The organism is Microbacterium sp. 2216-1, from assembly GCF_046507855.1.
In the GTDB taxonomy this organism is placed as follows: Bacteria; Actinomycetota; Actinomycetes; order Actinomycetales; family Microbacteriaceae; genus Microbacterium; species Microbacterium esteraromaticum_C.
In genome coordinates this window covers 335,128-356,162 of sequence record NZ_JBKFTM010000003.1, presented here as the reverse complement: position 1 = coordinate 356,162, position 21,035 = coordinate 335,128, and the positions used below count along the sequence as shown (strand labels likewise).

At 70.8% G+C, this 21,035-nt stretch carries 23 protein-coding genes and 1 tRNA gene; 13 read left to right on the top strand and 11 right to left on the bottom strand.

Annotated features, from left to right (window positions below; all coding sequences use genetic code 11):
• The first annotated feature begins 44 nt into the window (after positions 1–44).
• On the top strand, positions 45–458 hold the full coding sequence (locus tag ACLD0U_RS11805) for a dehydrogenase (protein WP_410340728.1): 414 nt from the start codon (positions 45–47) through the stop codon (positions 456–458).
• Between the two features lie 22 nt (positions 459–480).
• Here ACLD0U_RS11805 and radA read toward each other — a convergent pair whose 3' ends face one another.
• The 5 genes from radA to modA all read right to left on the bottom strand — a co-directional run bounded on the left by radA (position 481) and on the right by modA (position 5,418).
• A complete protein-coding gene (radA, locus tag ACLD0U_RS11800; RefSeq protein ID WP_410340727.1) occupies positions 481–1,869 on the bottom strand; it encodes a DNA repair protein RadA in 1,389 nt (462 codons plus the stop codon).
• A 42-nt stretch (positions 1,870–1,911) separates the two neighbouring features.
• The gene (moaA, locus tag ACLD0U_RS11795) at positions 1,912–2,925 is read right to left on the bottom strand and encodes a GTP 3',8-cyclase MoaA (protein ID WP_410340726.1); all 1,014 of its coding nucleotides are present in this window, start codon (positions 2,923–2,925) and stop codon (positions 1,912–1,914) included.
• A 77-nt stretch (positions 2,926–3,002) separates the two neighbouring features.
• Positions 3,003–3,761, bottom strand: a complete 759-nt coding sequence (locus ACLD0U_RS11790) for an ATP-binding cassette domain-containing protein (protein ID WP_410340725.1) — start codon at positions 3,759–3,761, stop codon at positions 3,003–3,005.
• On the bottom strand, positions 3,758–4,525 hold the full coding sequence (locus tag ACLD0U_RS11785) for an ABC transporter permease (RefSeq protein WP_410340741.1): 768 nt from the start codon (positions 4,523–4,525) through the stop codon (positions 3,758–3,760). The genes ACLD0U_RS11790 and ACLD0U_RS11785 overlap by 4 nt, the downstream gene beginning before the upstream one ends.
• A 74-nt stretch (positions 4,526–4,599) precedes the next feature.
• A complete protein-coding gene (gene modA, locus ACLD0U_RS11780; protein ID WP_410340724.1) occupies positions 4,600–5,418 on the bottom strand; it encodes a molybdate ABC transporter substrate-binding protein in 819 nt (272 codons plus the stop codon).
• Between the two features lie 82 nt (positions 5,419–5,500).
• Here modA and ACLD0U_RS11775 point away from each other — a divergent pair, with 82 nt between their 5' ends.
• The 4 genes from ACLD0U_RS11775 to ACLD0U_RS11760 are packed head-to-tail and all read left to right on the top strand — an operon-like array spanning position 5,501 to position 8,259.
• A complete protein-coding gene (locus ACLD0U_RS11775) occupies positions 5,501–6,292 on the top strand; it encodes a HesA/MoeB/ThiF family protein (protein WP_179409930.1) in 792 nt (263 codons plus the stop codon).
• A complete protein-coding gene (glp, locus tag ACLD0U_RS11770) occupies positions 6,289–7,524 on the top strand; it encodes a gephyrin-like molybdotransferase Glp (RefSeq protein ID WP_410340723.1) in 1,236 nt (411 codons plus the stop codon). The genes ACLD0U_RS11775 and glp overlap by 4 nt, the downstream gene beginning before the upstream one ends.
• Positions 7,521–8,021, top strand: coding sequence for a cyclic pyranopterin monophosphate synthase MoaC (gene moaC, locus ACLD0U_RS11765; protein WP_179409932.1), 501 nt, complete (start codon positions 7,521–7,523; stop codon positions 8,019–8,021). The genes glp and moaC overlap by 4 nt, the downstream gene beginning before the upstream one ends.
• A 4-nt stretch (positions 8,022–8,025) precedes the next feature.
• Complete coding sequence (locus ACLD0U_RS11760; protein WP_410340722.1) at positions 8,026–8,259, top strand: MoaD/ThiS family protein; 234 nt, start codon at positions 8,026–8,028, stop codon at positions 8,257–8,259.
• Between the two features lie 5 nt (positions 8,260–8,264).
• Here ACLD0U_RS11760 and ACLD0U_RS11755 read toward each other — a convergent pair whose 3' ends face one another.
• Together ACLD0U_RS11755 and ACLD0U_RS11750 are read right to left on the bottom strand one after the other, a co-directional pair.
• Positions 8,265–8,690, bottom strand: a complete 426-nt coding sequence (locus ACLD0U_RS11755; protein ID WP_410340721.1) for a molybdenum cofactor biosynthesis protein MoaE — start codon at positions 8,688–8,690, stop codon at positions 8,265–8,267.
• Positions 8,687–9,163 (bottom strand): molybdenum cofactor biosynthesis protein B, encoded by a 477-nt coding sequence (locus tag ACLD0U_RS11750; protein ID WP_410340720.1) that lies wholly within the window; start codon positions 9,161–9,163, stop codon positions 8,687–8,689. Before ACLD0U_RS11750 ends, ACLD0U_RS11755 begins: the two co-directional genes overlap by 4 nt.
• Positions 9,164–9,257: 94 nt before the next feature.
• Between ACLD0U_RS11750 and ACLD0U_RS11745 the strand changes: the two genes are divergently transcribed.
• Entirely contained in the window at positions 9,258–9,905 is a 648-nt protein-coding gene (locus ACLD0U_RS11745) for an ArsR family transcriptional regulator (RefSeq protein ID WP_206824898.1), read from the top strand.
• Between the two features lie 3 nt (positions 9,906–9,908).
• Here the strand turns inward: ACLD0U_RS11745 and ACLD0U_RS11740 are convergent, their stop codons facing one another.
• Positions 9,909–10,685 (bottom strand): hypothetical protein, encoded by a 777-nt coding sequence (locus ACLD0U_RS11740; RefSeq protein ID WP_410340719.1) that lies wholly within the window; start codon positions 10,683–10,685, stop codon positions 9,909–9,911.
• 118 nt (positions 10,686–10,803) lie between these two features.
• Between ACLD0U_RS11740 and ACLD0U_RS11735 the strand changes: the two genes are divergently transcribed.
• Genes ACLD0U_RS11735 through ACLD0U_RS11715 form a run of 5 tightly spaced genes read left to right on the top strand, consistent with a single transcriptional unit; the run spans position 10,804 to position 16,130 of the window.
• A complete protein-coding gene (locus ACLD0U_RS11735) occupies positions 10,804–11,964 on the top strand; it encodes an NAD(P)/FAD-dependent oxidoreductase (RefSeq protein WP_410340718.1) in 1,161 nt (386 codons plus the stop codon).
• A gap of 40 nt (positions 11,965–12,004) precedes the next feature.
• Positions 12,005–12,250 carry a (2Fe-2S)-binding protein gene (locus tag ACLD0U_RS11730; protein WP_206821792.1) on the top strand — a complete coding sequence of 82 codons (246 nt, stop codon included), beginning with the start codon at positions 12,005–12,007 and terminating at the stop codon, positions 12,248–12,250.
• Complete coding sequence (locus tag ACLD0U_RS11725) at positions 12,247–13,638, top strand: FAD-dependent oxidoreductase (protein ID WP_410340717.1); 1,392 nt, start codon at positions 12,247–12,249, stop codon at positions 13,636–13,638. Before ACLD0U_RS11730 ends, ACLD0U_RS11725 begins: the two co-directional genes overlap by 4 nt.
• A complete protein-coding gene (locus ACLD0U_RS11720; protein WP_410340716.1) occupies positions 13,638–14,639 on the top strand; it encodes a proline racemase family protein in 1,002 nt (333 codons plus the stop codon). Before ACLD0U_RS11725 ends, ACLD0U_RS11720 begins: the two co-directional genes overlap by 1 nt.
• A gap of 18 nt (positions 14,640–14,657) precedes the next feature.
• Complete coding sequence (locus tag ACLD0U_RS11715) at positions 14,658–16,130, top strand: aldehyde dehydrogenase (NADP(+)) (RefSeq protein ID WP_410340715.1); 1,473 nt, start codon at positions 14,658–14,660, stop codon at positions 16,128–16,130.
• 209 nt (positions 16,131–16,339) lie between these two features.
• Here ACLD0U_RS11715 and ACLD0U_RS11710 read toward each other — a convergent pair whose 3' ends face one another.
• From ACLD0U_RS11710 to ACLD0U_RS11700, 3 genes are read right to left on the bottom strand one after another with little or no spacing between them, the layout of a single operon-like run.
• Entirely contained in the window at positions 16,340–17,533 is a 1,194-nt protein-coding gene (locus tag ACLD0U_RS11710; protein ID WP_410340714.1) for an amidohydrolase family protein, read from the bottom strand.
• A 46-nt stretch (positions 17,534–17,579) separates the two neighbouring features.
• Entirely contained in the window at positions 17,580–18,563 is a 984-nt protein-coding gene (locus ACLD0U_RS11705) for a proline racemase family protein (RefSeq protein WP_410340713.1), read from the bottom strand.
• 29 nt (positions 18,564–18,592) lie between these two features.
• Positions 18,593–19,522, bottom strand: coding sequence for an ornithine cyclodeaminase family protein (locus tag ACLD0U_RS11700; protein WP_410340712.1), 930 nt, complete (start codon positions 19,520–19,522; stop codon positions 18,593–18,595).
• A gap of 129 nt (positions 19,523–19,651) precedes the next feature.
• Here ACLD0U_RS11700 and ACLD0U_RS11695 point away from each other — a divergent pair, with 129 nt between their 5' ends.
• Together ACLD0U_RS11695 and ACLD0U_RS11690 are read left to right on the top strand one after the other, a co-directional pair.
• Positions 19,652–20,842, top strand: coding sequence for an FAD-binding domain (locus ACLD0U_RS11695; RefSeq protein WP_410340711.1), 1,191 nt, complete (start codon positions 19,652–19,654; stop codon positions 20,840–20,842).
• Between the two features lie 45 nt (positions 20,843–20,887).
• Positions 20,888–20,976, top strand: a tRNA-Ser gene (locus ACLD0U_RS11690).
• The last annotated feature ends 59 nt before the right edge of the window (positions 20,977–21,035 follow it).

Here is a 21,035-nt window from a genome sequence, read left to right as displayed (position 1 = left end):
TCTGTGGTTCGGTGCGATCCTTCGCGCTCTCATAGGCTGGATGCATGGCGAAGAAGAGGGCAGGGGCCAAGAAGCGTCCCGCACCGGAGGAGTTCCGTTCCGAGGCACTGGCGCAGGCGCTCGAGAAGCAGGACATGGCGGCCGTCGCCCTCGCACTGCGCAACGGCAACACGGTCGTACCCCTGATCAAGCCCGGTGCTCGCGACAACCCGCTCGACGGTGGCGAGGTGTGGACCTACCGCGACCCGAAGTCCGGTGACGTGGCGCTGCTGCTGTTCAGCGATGCCACGCACAAGCCCGCCAACCTGCCCCCGGGCGTCGGCATCTATTCGCCCGCGTGGCTGAAGTCGTTCCTGACCACGCACAGCGACACCATTACGACCGTGTTCCTCGACATCGCGGGCCCTCACCCGATGCAGGCGCCGCCCTCCGAACTGCTCAAGGCGCTCGACGTCTGAACCGCCGCACGGCGCGGCGCGATCAGAACGGCGGCACGCCGGCGTCGTGGGTCCGCCGATTGGCGCTCGGCGCGCTGCTCTTCGCCCGTGACCGGATATCGCCCAGCGCCGTGCGCAGACTCGACGATCGGTCATCGATCACCTGCTGATACCCCAATCGTGCCGCTTCGCTGCGCCGCTGCGCGGCCTGCGTCACCGGACGGATCTCACCGGCCAGCGACAGCTCGCCCACCACGGCCAGCGTGCGGGGCACCGAGAGATGCCGGATCGACCCCGCCACGGCGACGGCGATCGCAAGGTCTGCTGCCGGTTCGGTGAATCGCACGCCGCCGACGGTCGAGACGTACACGTCGAGCTTCGAGGTCTCGATGCCGGCGCGGCGTTCGAGGATCGCCAGCACCATCGCCACGCGCGACGAGTCGAGACCGTGCACCACTCGGCGCGGGTTCGGCGCGTTCGAGGTGATCGTCAGCGCCTGCACCTCGACGGGCAGTGCACGCCGACCCTCCATGGCGATCGCGACGCAGGTGCCCGGCTCGGCGTCGCCCTGCGAGAGGAACAGGCCACTCGGGTCGGGCACCTCGGCGATGCCGACACCGGTCATCTCAAAACATCCGACCTCATCGGTCGGCCCGAACCGGTTCTTCAGCGCGCGCACGAACCGCAGCGCCGTCTGCCGATCACCCTCGAAATGGCACACGACGTCGACAAGATGCTCCAGCACGCGCGGCCCGGCGACCTGGCCGTCCTTCGTCACGTGCCCGACGAGGATCACCGGCAGCCCGCGGTCTTTGGCGACGCGGATCAGCGTCGCGGCGACCTCGCGCACCTGGCTCGGCTGCCCGGCCGCGCCGTCGATCAGCCCGGATGCCACGGTCTGCACCGAGTCGACGATCACGAGCTCGGGCTGCACCTCGTCGATGTGGCCGAGGATCGTCGCCAGGTCGGTCTCGCTGGCCAGATAGAGGTCGTCGTGCAGGGCTCCGGTGCGCTCGGCGCGCAGTCGTACCTGCGCGGGGGACTCCTCGGCGCTGGCGTACAGCACCCGCCGGCCCGCCTTCGCCGTCGAGGCCGCGACCTCGAGCAGCAGAGTGGACTTGCCGACACCGGGTTCGCCGCTGAGCAGGATCGCTGCACCCGGCACGATGCCACCGCCCAGCACCCGGTCGAACTCGCCGACTCCGCTGGTGCGCCGCGGAGCATCGGTCGTGGTGATCTGGGTGATCGGTCGCGCTGCCCGGTGCGCGGCCGGGGCGATGGCATCCGTCTGACGCACGAATCCGGCCTTGGTGCCCTGCTCTTGCACCGTGCCCCATTGCTGGCACTCGCCGCACCGGCCGACCCATTTCGCGGTCGTCCACCCGCATTCGGTGCAGACAAAGGCGGGCGGAGCGGGTCGACGGGTGGCCATCACGCCAGGCTACCGGCGCCCACCGACGTCGAGCGGCCCTGCTCAGCCGCCGATCGCGTTCATCCCGCGGACGGGCTGCAGGAACGACGGGTCGTTGATCGCGTGCCCGGGCAGTTTCGCCCAGATGCAGCGGCGCAGCACGTCGTCGATGACGTCGTCCGGTGCGTCGCCCCGCAGGGACGGAAGCAGATCGAACTCGTGCATCGAGAACAGACAGTTGCGCAATTGACCATCGGCGGTAAGCCGCAGCCGGTCGCAGGCACCGCAGAACGGTGCGGTCACCGAGGCGATCACGCCGACCGTCGCGCCATCGGCGGTGCCCGGCCCGTGCAGGCGCCAGCGTTCGGCCGGTGCACCGCCGCGACCCGGCACGGCTTCGAGACGCCACTGCGCGCCGAGCGCGGCCAGGATCTCATCGCGCGTGACCATCGCTTCACGGCTCCACGTATGACCGACGTCGAGCGGCATCTGCTCGATGAAGCGCAGCTCGGCCCCGTGATCAAGCGCGAAGCGCACCAGGTCAACCATCTCGTCATCGTTGACGCCGCGCATCGCGACGGTGTTCAGCTTGAGCGGGCGCAGCCCGGATCCCGCCGCCGCCGTGATCCCGGTCAGGACGTCATCGAGGCGGTCGCGACGGGTCAACGCCGTGAACCGGTCTCGCCGCAGTGTGTCGAGCGAGATGTTCAGTCGCGACAGGCCCGCGCCGATCAGGTCGTCGAGCATCGGCGCCAGTGCGATGCCGTTCGTCGTCATCGCCACCTGCACCGGGCCATACGGCGACTCCAGCGTTGCCAGCCGACGCACCACATCGACCACGTCCCGGCGCAGCAGCGGCTCACCCCCGGTCAACCGGAATGTCGTGATGCCGGCATCCGCCGCCACGCGCGCGACGCGCACGATCTCGTCGGCAGAGAGGATGGACGCCTTGGCCAACCACTCCATGCCCTGCTCGGGCATGCAGTACGTGCAGCGCAGCGAACAGCGGTCGGTCAGTGAGATGCGCAGATCTCGGTGCACGCGACCGTGCGTGTCGAGCAGGGGTAGCGCCGCCATCGGTCCTCTCTTCGATATGGCGACAGTAGCCCGTGCGCCGCGCAAGGGCCAGAGCAGGTGCCGCGCGGCTCGGAGCGTCAGTGCGCCGCCGTCTCTGCGACGGCCTCGGCGAAGGCGGATGCCGGCGACCCGAGCACCTCGTCGAGCGGGCCCCGTTGGGTGATGCGGCCGTTCTCGAGGATCAGCAGTTCATCGGCGAGAGCCTGGGCGTCAGCCAGCGTATGAGAGACGACGATCGTCGTCGTACCGCGCAACTGGTCGCGCACGACACCGCGCAGCTCGGCGGCGGCCTGCACATCGAGCGAGGAGAACGGTTCGTCGAGCAGCAGCAGGCGCGGGCGCGCCGCCAGCGCCCTGGCCAGTGCGACGCGTTGGCGCTGACCTCCCGACAGGTGCTCCGGGCGGTGCCGTCCGTGCTCGGGCAGGCCGATCCGCGGCATCCACTCCTCGGCGACGGTGACCGAACCGGCGCGCGACGCCCCCGTCGACCGGGCCGCGAACGCGATGTTCTCGACGGCGGTCATGTGCGGGAAGAGCAGGGCGTCCTGCCCGAGCAGGCCGATGGCCCGCCGAGACGGCGCCGTGTGTCGGCGACGGTCGGCCAGGCGCACCCCGTCGATCGACACCTGGCCGGCATCGAGGCGCGTGAGGCCGGCGATGGCTTCGAGCAGGGTCGTCTTGCCCGCGCCGCTCGGCCCCATCACCGCCAGCACGCCGCCGGGGGCGACCTTCAGTCTCGCGTCGACGTCGGCGTGCGCCACGACGATATGCGCGTCGAGAGCCCCGCGCGACCCGGTCACCGCAGCGTCTCCGGTCACCGCAGCGTCCCCGGTCACCGCAGCGTCCCCGGACGCCAGGCGCGCACGAGCAGCAGCACGACCACCGCGGTCGCCAGCAGCAGCAGCGACAGTGCCACCGCCGTCTCACGGCCGGTGCCCGCCCCGTTGAACGCGGTGTAGATCGCCAGGGGCATCGTCTGTGTCACCCCCGGGGCGTTGCCGGCGAAGAGCGCGGTAGCGCCGAACTCACCGATCGCGCGAGCGAAACACAGGATCACCCCGACGAGGATTCCCGGTGCGGCCAACGGCAAGGTCACACGCCACAGCACGCGCCACGGGCCGGCCCCGAGCGTCGCAGCGGCGCGTTCATAGCGGCCACCGACACCGCGCAGCGTGCCCTCGACGGCGAGCACGAGGAACGGCAGCGCGACGAACGCCTGCGCGAGTACGACCGCGGCGAACGAGAACGGCAGCGTCAGATCGAACCAGGCCGACAGCACCTGTCCGAGTGGACTGGTGCGTCCGAACAGGAACAGCAGCGCCACGCCGCCCACCATCGGCGGCAGAACGAGCGGTACCGCGACCACCGCACGCAGCAGCGCAGAGACGCGCGGCCCCGACCGGGCGATCAGCAGGGCGAGTGGCAGCCCCAGGATCAGGCACAGTGCTGTGGCAGCCAGCCCGCTCAGCAGTGACAGCCGCAGGGCGTCGAGCGCGGCCGGCGACGTGACATCGTGCCACAGCGTCGACCAGGACGCCCGCGTGGTCAACGCGACCAACGGGAACACCAGCAGACCGATTCCGAGCGCCGCAGGTGCCATGAGCAGGAACGGCGTGCCAGTGCCGGTATCCGCGCGGGGCCCGGCGATCTGTGGGGTCCGTGCTGTGTTCGCGCTCACGGCGCACCGAATCCTCGGGCCTGCAGCAGCTGCTGGGCTTCGTCGCCCAGCACGAAGGCGGCGAACGCGACGCCGGCCGTGTTCGCCCCATCGAGCGCGACGACGGGGTAGCGGTTCACGACATCGCCCGCGCCGACCGGAACGAAGCTCTCGACCGCGGCATCGCCGAGCACATCCGTGGCGTACACCAGCCCGGCGTCCGCCTCGCCGGCCGCGACCTTCTGCAGCACCGCGGTGACGTTCTGCTCCAAGCTGGCGGGGGTCACCGACACTCCGGCATCGTCGAGGAGTCGTGTCGCCGCGACTCCGCACGGCACCTCCGGGGCGCACAGCACCGTGACCGCACGCGAGAGATCGGCCAGGGCGGTCACGTCGGCCGGGTTGCCGACCGGCACGGCCACGACAAGCGTGTTCGTCGCGAACACCACGGGGTCACTCGCCAGCCCGGCGTCGACGACCACCTGCATGCTGTTCTCATCGGCCGCGGCGAAGACATCGGCATGCGCGCCCTCCTGCACCTGCACCGCCAGCGTGCTCGAACCGTCGTAGACGGCCACGACGTCGACGCGCGGGTGACGGGTCTCGAACGCGGTCGCGATCTCGTCGAAGGCGGTGCGCAACGACGCCGCCGCGAACACGGTCACCGTGCCGGTGAGCGCATCGCCGGCCGTCGGCGGCGCGGCGTCGAGAGGCGCGGTGTCGGATGCCGGAGCACAGCCCGCCAGCAGCAGAGCGGCCAGCACGGTGATGCCCACCGGCGCGCGGCCCGTCACGCGCGCCGCCCGCAGCGGCTCGGGAAGGCGGCGGCAGGGCATGCCCCGAGCATAGGGAGCGTGTGCGCGCAGATCCAGGTCTTGCGCACTGGCGCGGTGCGGCGCCGGACCGTAGCCTCGGAACATGGCGCTGCCCCCTCTCGTCGAACCCGTCGACGCCCTGAGCAGTGCCGAGGCCGTGCGCACCGCCCGCCATCAGGTGCTCACCGGGCTCGGCGAACTCGGCCAGCGCCGACTGCGGGCCGCGCACGTCGCCGTCGTCGGCGCGGGTGGGCTGGGCGGAGCCGTCGTGCTCGCGCTCGCCGCCGCCGGCATCGGCACCCTCACGGTCATCGACGATGACATGGTCGAGCTGTCGAACCTGCAGCGCCAGGTCATGCATCGACACGCCGACCTCGGAGCCGCCAAGGTCGACAGCGCGGTGCGGACGGCGGCGGACCTCTGCCCCGAGACGGTCGTGCGTCCCGTGCGCACACGGCTCACCCACGACAACGGTGCGGCACTGCTGGCCGGAGCGGATGTGGTGGTCGACGGCACCGACACCTTCGCCTCGCGCTGGGACGTCGCCGACGCCACCGAGACGCTGGGTGTGCCGCTGGTGTGGGGAGCCATTCAGCAGTTCACCGCGCAGGTGACGGTCTTCTGGGCCTCTCCGCCGCCGGGAACGCCTCCGGTCGTCCTCGGTGACCTGCATCCGCGCGGCGACCTCAGCGAGGTGCTCGCCTGTGCCGACGTCGGGGTGTTCGGTGCGCTGTGTCTTCAGGTCGGCGCCGTTCAGGCGATGGAGGCCATCAAGCTCATCGCCGGCATCGGCGATCCGCTGATCGGACGCGTGGCGGTGATCGACGCGTTGCGGGCGACCCTGCGCGAAGTACCGCTGCGCGCTGCGCAACCGCCATCGGGAGCGGCATCATGATCTACCGCGCTGTGGAGGAACAGCTTGCGCTCGTGTTGGCGGCCGTGCGGCAGCATCCGCCGCAGCGCATCGCCGTCGACCAGGCGCACGGATTCACGCTGGCGGTCGATGCGCGCGCCGCCAGCGCCGTGCCCGCCTTCGACAACTCGGCCATGGACGGCTTCGCCGTGCGCCGGGACGACGTGGTCGCGGCCGCACCCGACCACCCCGTCACGCTCCGCGTCGTCGCCGACGTTCCCGCCGGAAGCGCGCACGATCCGAAGCTGCGCGCCGGGGAATGCGCACGGATCATGACCGGCGCCGCGGTGCCCAGCAGCGCCGATGCCATCGTGCCGTTCGAGGACACCGTCGGCGGGCTCGCCGACTCGCAGCGGCACGCCGCGGTGCTGCGAGCGCCGGTGGCCGGAGCGTACATCAGATCGATCGCCGATGACATCGCCGCGGGCGACGTCGCGCTCGCCGCGGGCGCCCACCTGGGTGCCCGACAACTCGGGGCGTTGGCGGGCGCCGGTGTGGCCACGGTCGAGGTGTCGCCGCGCCCGCGCCTGGCCATCGTCTCGACGGGCTCCGAACTCGTCGCGCCGGGGCGACTGCTCCACCGCGGCCAGATCCCCGAGTCGAACGGTATTCTGCTCGCCGCGCTCGCCGCCGAGGCCGGGGCAGAGGTCGCACTGCGCAGAGTGATCTCTGACGACGACCACGACGGTGTGGCTGATGTGATCGCCGACGCGCAGCGGCACGGCGTCGACGCCGTGGTCTTCTCGGGCGGAGTCAGCGCCGGTGCATACGAGATCGTCAAGCAGAGCCTCGCGCACCGGATGGAGTTCACCAGCGTGGGCATGCAGCCCGGCAAGCCACAGGGGTTCGGCACGACCGAGCAGGGGATGCTGCTGTTCGGCCTGCCCGGCAATCCGGTCAGCGCAGCGGTGTCGTTCGAGGTGTTCGTGCGACCCGCGCTGTTGCACATGCAGCGCCGCACCGCCCTGCACCGCCCGCGCCTGCGTCTGCCCGCCGGTGCCGCCTGGCGCACCCCGCCCGGACGGCGGCAGTACCTGCCCGCGGTCATCGACCGCACCGACCCCGCACGGCCCCTCGTGCGACCGGCGAGTGCGGGCGGATCCGGGTCGCATCTCAGCGTGGGCCTCGGTGTCGCCGAGGCGTACGCGATCGTGCCCGCCGACACCGAGCGCGTCCGCGCCGGCGACCTCATAGACGTCATGGAGCTGCGATGACCTTCACCCATCTCGACGCACACGGCCACGCCCGCATGGTCGACGTCACCGACAAGACCCCCACCGCGCGTTCGGCGACGGCGCGGGGCTTCGTGCGCTGTGCCGCGCACACCGTCGATCTGCTGCGCGATGGCGCGGTGCCCAAGGGCGACGTGCTCGCCGTGGCCCGCATCGCCGGCATCCAGGCCGCCAAGCGCACCCCCGAGCTGCTGCCGCTCGCGCACGTGATCGGCGTGCACGGTGCGGTGGTCGACCTGGCGGTCGATGACGACGGCGTGTCGATCGAGGCCACCGTGCGAACCGCCGACCGCACCGGCGTCGAGATGGAGGCGCTCACCGCCGTCACGGTCGCCGCGCTCGCCGTCGTCGACATGATCAAGGGGCTCGACCGCTCGGCATCGATCGAGCACGTGCGCATCACCGCCAAGGAGGGCGGGCGCAGCGGCGCCTGGAGTCGACCCGATGACGACGCCCGGTCCGTGGACGAGGGGGCGTGACAGCATGACCATCGTGCGCCTGTTCGCCGCCGCGCAGGACGCGGTCGGACACGAATCGCTGCCGACGGATGCGCGCACACTCGGCGAGCTGAAGGAGCGTCTGGTGGCCGACCACCCGGCGCTGCGAGACCTGCTGCCGCGCTGCGCCGTGCTCGTCGACGGCGCGCGGGTGGGGGAGGCGCACCGGCTCGACGGGGCGCGAATGGTCGACGTGCTGCCGCCGTTCGCCGGCGGCTGAGCACGCTACCCGCCGAGCCCCTTCCACGCCGACGTGCCGTCGGCCTCGATCTGCCTCTTCCACACCGGCAGGTCGCGCTTGATCGCCTCGAGCACCTCGCGGCACACGACGAACGCCTCATCTCGATGGGCCGAGGCTACGGCGATCACCACGGCGGCGTCGCCGACGACCAGGCGACCCGTGCGGTGGCTGACGGCGACGAGGGCATCCGTGCCCTTCGCTGCATCCGTCGCGATGCGCGCCAGCGTCTGTTCAGCATCGGGGTGCGCGCTGTACTCCAGCGCGACGACGAGATCGGTGGCATCCGGGTCATGGTCCCGCACCCGGCCGACGAAGGTGGTGACGGCACCGGCTGTCGTGCTCTCGACGGCGGTGACGTGCTCGTCGAGCGACAGCGGCGTCTCTGACATGCGAGCGAGGCGGACAGTCATCGGTGGTCCTCGCCGTCGAGTTGATCGAGCACGTGCTGCGCGATCGAAAGCACGATCGGCATGCCCTCGGCGACCGCCTTCGGCGATCCCGGCAGGTTGACGATGAACGTACGACCCGAGACTCCCGCGACCCCGCGGGACAGCATCGCGGTCGGTGTCACCGCGGTGCCCGCGCGGCGCAGCTGTTCGGCGACACCGGGCAGCATCCGCTCGATCACCCGTGACGTGCCCTCGGGGGTCTCATCACGCGGGGCAACGCCGGTGCCACCCGTGGTCACCACCAATCGGATGCCCGTGGCCAGGAACCCGCGCAGGGCCTGCTCGACGGCATCCGCCCCATCGGAGACGACGCAGGCGTCGGCACAGTCGAAACCGGCTTCACGGAGCGCGGCGACGGCGACCGGCCCCGCCGTGTCGGCGCGGATGCCCGCGGCCGAGCGGTCCGAGACGGTGAGGACGGCCGCAGTCGACATGCGGCCAGCCTAGCGAGCCGCGCACCCGGCGCGGCCGTGATTATTCACGGCCAGTGGCGAGGGCACCGTCAGGGCCGTCTGGAATGATGGGCAGATGGCCAACGGGGGGCTCGCATACGGGCCGATTTCGAGCTATTCGCGGGTGCGCATTCTGCACCTGCTCTTCGTCGCCGCCTCCGAACAGGGGCGTCCGGAACGCACGATCGGCGAGCTGTGCGAGGCCACGGGGCTGCACGCGAACACGGTGCGCGAGCACCTGCAGCGCCTGATGGAGGGCGGCTACGTCATTCAATCGATCGAGCGCCGCACCACCCGCGGACGCCCGCGAACGCTGTACACCGCGGTGACCGGACTGCCCGAGGCGTCGAGCCCCGTCGCCCGCGAGAAGGTCGCCGAGGCGGCCAGGCGCGGAGACCTGCTGCGTCGGATGCTCGCCGAGGAAGGATCCGAGCTGGGCCGCGAGGCGACGTACCAGCTCGACGCTCTCACTGAGCACCTCGAAGAGAGCGGCTTCGAGCCGATCATCGACGAGGAGCGCCTGACGGTGGAACTCACGCCCTGCCCGCACGCCGCCGGCGCGCCCGAACACCGTCCCATGCTGTGCCAGGTGCATCTGGGGCTCATGCAGGGCGTGCTCGCCCAGGCGGGCGGACCGCTCAAGGCGGAGTGCGTGCAGGCGCCGCAGCGCCCTGAGGAATGCACCGTGCAGCTGAGGCTCAGCGCTCAGGCCGCGGCGGCCTGAGCGCTACTCGTAGAGCGAGGCGACCGGCTCCATGACGATGCCCTGCGCCTCGAAGGCGCGGCGGCGCTCTTCGATGCGGCGGTGCATCTCGGTCTGCGCGTCCGCCACGAGTGCGGCGGGCAGCTCGACCGAGGTCGGGGCGGGGTCGCCGTTGCCGGCGGCGATGTAGGCGTCGAGCTCAGGACCGGACGTCCACGAGGTGATCAGCGCGTAGCGTGGCTCGGGGCCCTGATGCCAGACCGCGTGCCAGAAACGCTGGGTGTCGACGATGATGCGCGACCCGGCCGATAGCGGCAGGCGGATCTCGGTGGCCGGGTCGAAGCGGTCCGAGCGCAGGATCAACAGCGAGTCGGCGTCGTCGGTGAGGTTGAGCCAGCTGCGCACGACCCAGCCGGTGCCCTCGGCGTTCAGCCGGTTGTTGTCATCCTGATGCAGGTTGTAGATCGCGTCGGCGTAGGTGTTCGGCTGCAGCTCGATCACCCGGCAGCGGCCGACGTTCGCACCGGGCTCGAGGGCCATGCGCTGTAGCGTCGGGGCCTTCGCGACCTGCGGGGCGATCCACACGCCGTCCTTGTCGGTGCGCGGCGGGGTGTGGTTCCAGAACCCGTTGCACTCGAGATCGCCGGAATAGCTGGCCAGTGGGGCGAAGCGGGTGATGCCCGACGACCGCCACCCCGTATATTCCAGGCCCTGCCACTCGGTGGGGTCGATCGACAGCTCGAGGCGGTCGAGCACCACCAGTCCTGTCGCGTCCAAGGCGGGCGAGGTGAGGAATCCCATCGCGTTCTCCGTTCCGGCATCCGATCCGCCCTCCATCGTAGGCCGACGGCGCGGCCAAGGTTCGCGATGCAGTAGCATTTCACATGTCACTACTGACTCGAGGTGGAGAGAGGTGAACATGCGCGTCATCGTGATCGGTGCCGGCGCCATCGGCGCGGCATGCGCCCTGGCGCTCGCGGAGGCGGGCGCCGACGTCATCGTGATCGACCGCACCGGCGTGGCCGGCGAGACCTCCAGCAGGTGCGAGGGCAACATCCTGGTCTCCGACAAGGGTCCCGGCCCCGAGGCGCTGATGGCCATCGAGGCGAACCGTGCCTGGCGGGCCCTCGCCGAGCGCCTCGACGCCGACCGGCTGCCCGGCCAGCCGCCGACCGAGTTCGAGGCGAAGGGCGGCGTGGTCGTCGCATTCGCCGGTGGGGTAGAGGCACTCGGGAGCTTCGCCGAGGCGCAGCACGGTATCGGCATCCGGGCCGAGGTGCTCGACCGGAGTGCGCTGCGGGCCGCCGAACCGCACCTTGCCCCGGATCTCGCCGTCGGCGTGCACTACGCCGACGACGCGCAAGTGCAACCCAGTCTCGCAACCCAGGCGATGCTGGCGCGTGCGCGGCATCTCGGCGCGCACCTGCGGATCGCCGAGGTCACCGGCGCCGTCATGCACGCCGGGCGCGCGCACGGCGTGCTCACCACCGAGGGTCGCATCGACGCGGACGCGGTGGTGAACTGCGCCGGACCGTGGGCGGGCGAGGTCGCCGCGCTGTTCGGCGCCGACCTCGACATCAGACCGCGACGCGGGACGATCCTCGTGACGACGCCGATGCCGCAGCGCGTCTTCCACAAGGTGTACGACGCCGACTACGTCGGAGCCGTCGGGTCGGCCGACGCGGCTCTGCAGACCTCCACCGTCGTCGAGTCCACTCCGGCGGGTACGGTGCTGATCGGTTCGAGTCGCGAACGGGTCGGTTTCTCCGGCGCGGGACTGCTGGCCCCGCTGGCCGAGATCGCCGCGAAGGCATCACGGCTGTTCCCGTTCCTGCGCGACACGATGCTGCTGCGCACGTACTACGGGTTCCGACCGTACACGCCCGATCATCTGCCGGCGATCGGAGCCGATGCGCAGGTGTCGGGCCTGTTCCACGCGGCGGGACACGAGGGGGCAGGCATCGGTCTCGCCCCGACCACCGGCGCCCTGATCGCTCACGCCGTGCTCGGTGTGGCGGCGCCGTTGGATCCCGCTCCGTTCCTGCCCTCGCGGAGTGCACTGCGGGGAGCGGCCGCATGAGCACCGGCATCCGATCTGAATGCCCGGGGAGGGACGCGTGATGAGCATCAGCATCCGAGTCGACGGAGTTGAGCTGTCGGGACGCGACGGACAGACGATCGCCGGTGTGCTGCTCGGCAACGGACAGCGCACGTGGCGCGACGCGCACGACGGCCGGCGCGGCATCTTCTGCGGGATCGGTGTGTGCCAGGACTGTGTGCTCACCGTCAACGGTGTCGAGGGCGTGCGTGCCTGCCAGCGCACGGCGGTGGACGGCGACGTGATCGAACGAGAGGGCAGGGCATGAATCGTGTCGTCGTGATCGGTGCCGGGCCCGCGGGCCTCGCGGCGGCCGCATCCGCCGCCACGGCCGGCGCGGACGTCGTGCTGGTCGATGAGGGCGAGCGCGTCGGTGGTCAGTTCTGGCGGCATCACCCTGATCTCACCGACCCCCGTCTGCAGCACCAGCTGGGTCGGTTCGGTCGTCTGCGCGAGTCTCTCTCGACGGTACGCACGGTGTCGTCTGCGAGCGTCTGGCGCGTCGAGGACGATCCGCTGCGCGTGCATGTGCTCGTCGGACCGGCGGATGCCACGGGCCGCACAGCGGAGACCCTGGCGGCGGATGCCGTCGTCGTCGCCACCGGCGCGCACGACCGCGTGCTGCCCGTGCCGGGTTGGACGCTGCCCGGTGTGACGTCGGCCGGTGCCATCCAGGCGCTGGCGAAACGTGACGCACTGGCACCGGGGGAGAGCACCGTCGTCGCCGGTGCCGGTCCGTTCCTGTTGCCGGTCGCGCAGAGCGTCGCGCTGCAGGGCGGGCGGGTCGCCGAGGTCGTCGAGGCGGCGGGGTTCGGAGCGATCCTGCGGGGCTGGGGTACGAAGGCCTGGCAACTCACCGCCGCAGCCGGCAAGGCCGGCGAACTCGGCGGCTATGTGGCATCCCTCGCCCGTCATCGCACGCCGTACCGGTTCGGAAGCGCGGTCACGCGCATTCATGGGGCGGATGCTGTCGAAGCCGTCACCGTGCAGCGCATCGACACGCAGTGGCGGCCGATCGCGGGCACCGAGCGCACGGTCGAGTGCGACTCGGTGGGTCTCGGCCACGGCTTCACGCCCCGTCTGGAGACGGCGATCCAGTTCGGCTGCGCGATCAGCCCGGATCGTTTCGTCACCGTCGATGCCGAGCAGCGCACGACCGTGCCCGGTGTCTTCGCGGCCGGTGAGGTCACCGGTATCGGCGGAGCGGATGCGGCGCTCGCCGAGGGGGAGATCGCGGGGCTCGCGGCCGCAGGCGCCGCATCGGACGATCCGCGTCTGAAAGGTGCGGTCGCGGCCCGTCGGCGGATGCACGCGTTCGCCGCGCGGCTCGAGGTGCACGGCATCCGCGCCGGGTGGACGGCCTGGCTCGACGACGACACGATCATCTGCCGCTGCGAATCGGTGCGCCGGAACGTCATCGACGAGTACGCCGCAACATCGTCACGCGGCATGCGGCTCGCGACGCGTGCCGGGCTCGGCGCCTGCCAGGCCCGCACCTGCGGCCGCAACGTCGACGACATCACCGGAGCGGCGGGAAGCACCGTCGGCGCGGGATTCGAACATCGCCCCGTGCTGTCGTCCGTGCGGATCGGTGAACTCGCCGGCCTGTCGAACGGCGCCGGCACCCTCGACACAGAACCGTCAGGAGGAAACTGATGCGCGCACGCCGCACCATCCAGGCCGTCGACTCCCACACCGAGGGGATGCCGACACGGGTCGTCACCGGCGGGGTCGGGCGTATTCCCGGCGCGACGATGAACGACCGGCGTCTGTACGCCATGGAGCATCTCGACGGGTTGCGCGGGTTTCTCATGAACGAGCCCCGTGGACATGCCGCGATGTCGGGCGTGCTGCTGCAGCCGCCCGCCCGCGAGGACGCCGACTGGGGGATCGTCTTCATCGAGGCGTCGGGTTTTCTGCCGATGTGCGGTCACGGCACGATCGGTGCGGCCACGGTGCTCGTCGAGACCGGCATGGTCGAGGTGACCGAGCCGGTCACCGAGATCCGACTGGACGTCCCGGCCGGACTGGTCATCGCGCGTGTGCGCGTCGAGAACGGACGCGCGGTCGATGTGACCATCGAGAACGTGCCGAGCTTCGTCGACCGACTCGATGAGCGCCTCACGGTGCCCGGCATCGGAGAGATCACCTACTCGGTCGCCTTCGGCGGCAACTACTACGCCCTGGTCGACCTCGACGAGGTGGGGTTGCGGTTCGACCGTGCCCAGCAGGACGAGATCCTGCAGGCCGGACTGAAGATCATGGACGCCATCAACACCCAGGCACCCCCGGTGCACCCGGTGCTGGAGGGAGCGGATCACGTGCATCACGTCGAGTTCATCGCCCCGGGGTCGGATGCCGTCCGCTCGCGTCATGCCATGGCGATCCACCCCGGGTGGTTCGACCGTTCGCCCTGCGGCACCGGCACGAGCGCGCGCATGGCCGAACTGCATGCCCGTGGCGAGCTGGCACCGGGCGCGCCGTTCGTGAACGAATCGTTCATCGGTACCGCGTTCACCGGCCGGATCGTCGGCGAGACCACGGTCGGCGACCGTGCCGCGATCGTGCCCACCATCACCGGACGCGCCTGGGTCACCGGGCTCGGCCAGTATCTGCTCGACGAGAACGATCCGTTCCCCGAGGGGTTCGTGTTCTGAGACATGACGGAGGAATCCATGACCGAGACCGGTATCGAACAGGTCGCCGCGGCGGCGGCGGCCGCCGCCCGCCCGTTTGCCCGCACCACTCCTCGTGAGCGCGGCGGCGCGCTCGTCGCGGTGGCGGATGCCCTCGACGCGGCCGGCCCGGAACTCATCGCCATCGCGATGCGCGAGACCGGCCTGGCGCAGGCCCGCCTCACCGGCGAGCTGCGCCGCACCTCCTGGCAGCTGCGGCTGTTCGCCGACACGGTCGTCGACGGCGGGTATCTCGACGTGCGCATCGATGAGGCCGACCCGGACTACGTGATCGGCCCGCGGCCCGACGTGCGGCGCATGCGGGAACCGCTCGGCCCGGTGCTGAACTTCGCCGCCTCGAACTTCCCGTTCGCGTTCTCCGTCGCCGGGGGAGACACGGCGGCCGCGCTCGCCGCGGGATGCCCCGTCGTGGTCAAGGCGCACTCCGGGCATCCGGAGCTCTCCCGCCGCACCGCAGAGGTCGTCGCCGACGCACTGCGCGGGGCTGGGATGCCCGACGGGGTGTTCCAGCTGATCGCGGGGCAAGAGAACGGCGTCGCGCTGCTTCGGGATGAGCGCATCCGTGCCGGCGCGTTCACGGGGTCGACGGGTGTCGGAAGGATGCTCGCCGACATCGCCGCCTCGCGTACTGTGCCGATCCCGTTCTACGGCGAGCTCGGCAGCGTCAACCCCGTGTACGCCACCTACGCCGATGATGAGCTGCTGCAGGCCTTCGTCGCCTCGGTGTCGGGGTCGGCCGGGCAGTTGTGCACCAAGCCGGGCTTCCTGTTCGTGCCCGAGGGGGCCGATCTGAGTGCGGTGACCGAGTCAGCGGCATCCGTCGACGAGCACCGCCTGCTCAACCCGGGCATCGGCCGCACGTTCGCGCAGCGGCGGGCGGATGTGCTCGAAGCCGACGGCGTGACCGTGCTCTCGGCGGGCGAGACCCGCACCGACGACGACGGACAGACCTACGCGACCCCGACCGTCGTGACCGTCGACGTCGATGCTCTCGTCGCGGCCGGCGATGCGCTGCTGGAGGAGTCATTCGGCCCGCTGTCGGTGATCGTGCGCTACTCCGACCTGTCGACGCTGCCCGCACTGCATGCCGGACTGTTCCCCGGCAACCTCACCTCGACCGTGCACGCCCGTACGGACGAGCTCGAGGACGGCTCGCTGTCGGCCCTCGTCGACGCGCTCGTCGAGACCAGCGGTCGCGTGCTGTTCGGCGGCTGGCCCACCGGTGTGTCGGTGACGCCGGCGATGCAGCACGGCGGCCCCTACCCTGCGACCACCACCGACGCCACCAGCGTCGGTACGGCCGCTATCGGGCGTTTCCTTCGTGGCGTCGCCTATCAGAACGCCCCGCAGGCGCTGCTGCCGGCGCCGCTGCGCGACGACAACCCGTGGGGTGTGCCGCAGCAGCGCAGCGCAGCCGGACTGTCGACGACCTGGGGATCGTTCGCCGGCTGAGCCCCGACGGCCCGCGCGTGCGTGCTCCGCGCGTGCGGGCTCCGCGCGTGCCCCGCGCGTGCTCCTTCGCGAGATCCCCACGTCGCCTTTCGCCGAGACCCCCACATCGCGCCGAGACCCCGTGCTGCAGACGTCTGCAGCACGGGGTCTCGGCGATAGGTCGGGGTGTCGGCGGTCCGATCAGGGTGCTTCGAGCAGGGGGGATTCGATCAGGCCGAGAGGTCTGCCGGGGTGCCGGCCCGGATCACCGCGACGCGCGAGTCTTGACGCCACAGCGCAGACGGGTCGGTGAGGGGATCGGATGCCAGCAGCACCGCGTCTCCGTATGCCCCGGCACCGAGGTGACCGAGCGCCGGATCGCCGATGAGCTCAGCGTTGACGGTCGTCATCGAACGCAGGGTGTCTGCGGCGGAGCCGGCCTCGACCTGCAGGCGGATGCCCGCGAGCTGGTCGTCTTCGAGGTCGCCCATGAGGTCGGTTCCGAAGCCGACGCGCACACCGGCGGCATGGGCCAGTCGCACGGCGTGCTGCCCCTTGGCGAGCACCTCGGAGTTCTTCTGCAACGAGATGGCGTTGAGCCCGATGTCGGCGCCACGGCGGTCCATGGCGTCGTAGGCGGCGAGGGTCGGCACGAGGAAGGCTCCCGCCTGCGCCATCAGCTTGGCGGTCTGCTCGTCGATGAGGTTGCCGTGCTCGATCGATCGGACACCGGCGGTGATCGCGTGCTGGACGGCCTCGGACGAGTAGGCGTGCGCGCAGACGTAGCTGCCGCGCCGGGTGGCCTCGTCGACCACCGCACGCAGTTCGTCCTCGGAGTACTGCGGGATGCGGATGGGATCGGTGAGCGAGAACACGCCGCCCGAGGCCATCACCTTGATCGCGTGCGCGCCGGTGCGCAGACGCTCGCGCACGGCGACGCGCAGGTTGTCGACCCCGTCGACGACCTCGCACATGTGGCCGTGCGAGAAGCAGACGTCGATGTGCGCCGATCGTGGGTCGCCGTGGCCGCCGGTCTGACTGAGGGCGGGGCCGGTGAAGTGATAGCGCGGTGACGGGAACAGCTCGGCGTCGATCGCCTGCGCCAGTCCGATGTCGCCGCCTGCGACATCGCGGACCGTGGTGAAGCCGCGCTGCAGTGCGCGGGTGAGGCGCCGGGCACCGTTGATCGCGGTGTAGCTGAGGGGGCCGCGCTCGTTCTCGAGGCCGTCCATGCTCGTGGCGTAGGCGTGGAAGTGGGCGTCGATGAGGCCGGGGATGAGCCACTGCCCGGTGGCATCGATGCGTGTCGCATCCGGCGTACCGGTCTCAGAGATGCGGCCGTCGACGATGTGCACATCGCGGAGTGTGAAGCCGTCGCCGTGCCAGACGTGGGCGCCGAAGATCGAGAGGGATGCTGCGGGCATGGGTGCTCCTGTCGTGAGTGTCGACCGTGGGGGTCGGCCTTGGCGGTCAGCGCAGGCTGAAGCCGGAGGGAAGGGGATCGTCGGCGTCGAGTTCGAAGCGGCACGAGCCGATGCGGGAGGCGTTTCCGCGCACTTCGGGGATGACACCGTTCGGAGTGCGTTCGGCGATGCGGGCGTGGAACCGTGTGCCGATGATCGAGTCGTGGGTCAGGGTCTCGCCCTCGCGCAGCTCGCCGGTGGCAGCCAGCAGCGCCACGCGCGACGCGGTGCCGGAACCGCACGGGCTGCGGTCGACCTCGCCGTCGGCGAAGACGGTGACGTTGCGCTGGTGGGGGCCGTGCTCGGTGCGCCCGAGATCGTCGAACAGGATGGTGCCGTACACGCCCGAGAGGCGGGAATCGGAGAGCTCCGCGGCGGGATGCTCGTTGAGCGCCCATTTGATCTCACGGCCGATGGCGATGAGGTCGGTCGTGTGCGCCGGGGTGACGTCGAGCCCGACCGCTGCGGCGGGGAGGGTCGCGTAGACCGCGCCGACGAAGACGAGGTCTACCTCGACGTCTCCACGGGAGGTCGTCAGTGCGATCCCGCGGGTCAGGACTCGCGACTCGACGTTGCGGAAGACGATGTCGTCGATGCGTCCGCCGGTCTGCCGGACGAGCGCCTGCACGCGCCCGCTGGGCACGTCGATCGTCACGGCGGTGACGCCGTCGGGGTCGGAGGCCACCCGCCCGGTGCGCACGGCCCAGGCTCCCAGTGCGATGGTTCCGTGGCCGCACGCCGTTGAGAAGCCGTCCTTGTGCCAGAACAGCACACCGAAGTCGGCGCCGTCGTCATCGGGCGGGGTGATGAAGCCTCCGTACATGTCGTCGTGGCCACGGGGCTCCAGGCACAGGAAACGGCGCACCTGATCGGCGTCGCCGTCGATCGCCGCGATGCGGCGCTCGGCGACGGTGGTGCCGTGCGTCGGTACGTCTTCGACGATGCGGAACGGCTCGCCGGCGGTGTGCCAATCGTCGGTGGTCCAGTGCATGGTGGAGCTCCTGTGCAAGTGGAGGGCGTTCAGACGGCCAGGCGGGCGACCGCGAGGTCCTGCCAGCCCATGCCGCATGTCTTGATGACGCGCGGGCGGTCGGTGGCCGGTGCGACGGCGCCGGTGAACAGCTCGTGCATCGTCACCAGGTCGTCGTGATGCAGCATCCCGGCGTCGACAGCGACGATCACGTCGCCCGCCTCGCTTCGCGCGACGCGGCGGCTCTCGACGATCACCTGCGCGCGGGCCATCAGCGCGGGAGCGAGTTCGGCGCGGTCGGGTTCGTGCGACCCGATCGCGATGACCGTGGCGTCGTCGCGGACGAGGTCGGCGTCGAACAGGGGCGTCGGTGCCGACGTGGCGCACACGATGAGGTCGGCGCTGGCGATGTCGTCGAGTGTGCCGGCGCGCATGTCGGCGCTCGGTGCGTACGCGCGGGAGGCATCGACGGCGGATGCTGTGCGTGCGTCGTCGCGGCCGACGATACGTACCGATCTCAGCGGCCGTATGGTCGCGAGCGCCTCGACGTGTCGGATCGCCTGGGGGCCGGTGCCGATGATGACGGCGTCGGCGGCCTCGGCCGTCGCGACGACGTCGGCGCAGGCAGCCGAGACGGCGGGGGTGCGCAGGCTGGTCAGGGCGGTGCCGTCGATGATGGCGGTGGGCGCGAGGGTGGTGCCGTCGACGAGGATGTAGAGGGCTTGGATGCGCTCCAGCCCTCGGGCGGGGTTGCCGGGGGCGACCGTGGCGAACTTCTGGCCGACGGCGCCGCCCGCGGCGGCGGGCATGAGCAGCAGTTGGCCGTTCGGCACGTCGAGGATCTGCCGGGCGAGGTCATCCTCCGGGTCGAAACCGTCGCGCAGCGTCTGCTGGATCGCGGCGACCGCGTCGGCCATGCTGACGCGGTCTTCGAGCAGGCGGGCGCTCACCAGGGAGAGATCGGCGATGACATCGGGCATGCCCTCAAATCTAGGCGAGATGCAGTGGTATGTCACGTTCTATCGCCGCGGATCCGTGTGGACAACGGGGGTGCCGCACGGGTCGGCGGCGCAGTAGCGTGGGCGGCGAGAGCCGAATCGAGAGGGGCCATGGACGTTCTCATCGTTGGCGCGGGCATCGCGGGGCCGACGCTCGCTTACTGGTTGAAGCGCTTCGGCTTCGTTCCGACGCTCGTCGAGCGCGCTCCGCGGCTGCGAGAAGGCGGCTACGTGGTCGACTTCTGGGGTGCGGGCTACGATGTCGCCGAGCGGATGGGCATCGTGCCGCGGCTGCTGGCGGAGGGGTACCGTTTTCGGGAGTTGCGGGAGGTGGATGCCCGGGGCCGGCGCATCTCGCATCTCGACCCGATCCGGTTGATCGACGCGGCGCGCGGACGGTACGTCACGATCGGACGCTCCGATCTGTCGCGGGCGGTTTTCGACGCCCTGAACGGCGACGTCGAGACGATCTTCGATGACACGGTGGAGACGCTCGACGATGACGGTGATCGCGTGCACGTGCGGTTCAACGGCGGTGCGACGCGGAGCTTCGATCTCGTGATCGGTGCGGACGGATTGCATTCGAGGGTGCGCGCGCTCACCTTCGGGCCGGAGAGTGACTACGAACGGTACCTCGGGATCGTGGTTGCCGCGTTCGACGTCGATGGCTATCTGCCGCGGGATGAGCTCGTCGCGGTCACGCACACCGAGGTGGGTGCGCAGATGCTGCGGATTGCGTTGCGTGATGGTTCGACGATGTTCTGCTTCATGTTCCGGCACGACGGCGATCTGCCCGGCGAGGTCGATGCTCAGCAGGAACTGCTGCGGTCGCGGATCGGCGGCATGCGCGGAGAAGCCCGGGCGGTATTGGATCGGATGCCACAGGCGCGAACGTTCTACATGGATCGCGCGAGCCAGATCAGGATGCCGTCCTGGTCGCGTGGTCGGATCGGGCTGATCGGCGACGCCGCCGCGTGTCCATCGTTGCTCGCCGGGCAGGGCGCGGCTCTGGCGATGGTCGAGGCGTACGTGCTGGCCGTCGAGCTGCGCCGGGCCGGCCTTCACACGTCTCCGGGGGAGCGCGGCGATGCGTTCGCGGCGATGCAGGCGAGTCTTGCCGGGCTGGTGCGCAAGAAGCAGGATGCCGCGCTCGGGCTGGGGGCGGCGTTCGCGCCGCGCAATCGGATGCAGCTGTACACGCGCAACACGGTGCTCGGCCTGATGGGGATCCCCTTCGTGGCCGATCTCGTGATGGGAAGAAGTCTGCGGGACCCCGTCGAACTGCCGGTCGCGCCGCTCTGAGGCGCCGATTTCGCGTTGGGGATGTGATGTCGTAAGCTGGTCGACGGTGACGTGTCCGAGCGGCCGAAGGTGCAACACTCGAAATGTTGTGTAGGTAACCCCTACCGTGGGTTCAAATCCCACCGTCACCGCCACTTGTCCTGAGTCGCGACATAGTTTACGAACTAGTCGCGGCTCAGGACTTTTTTGTTGT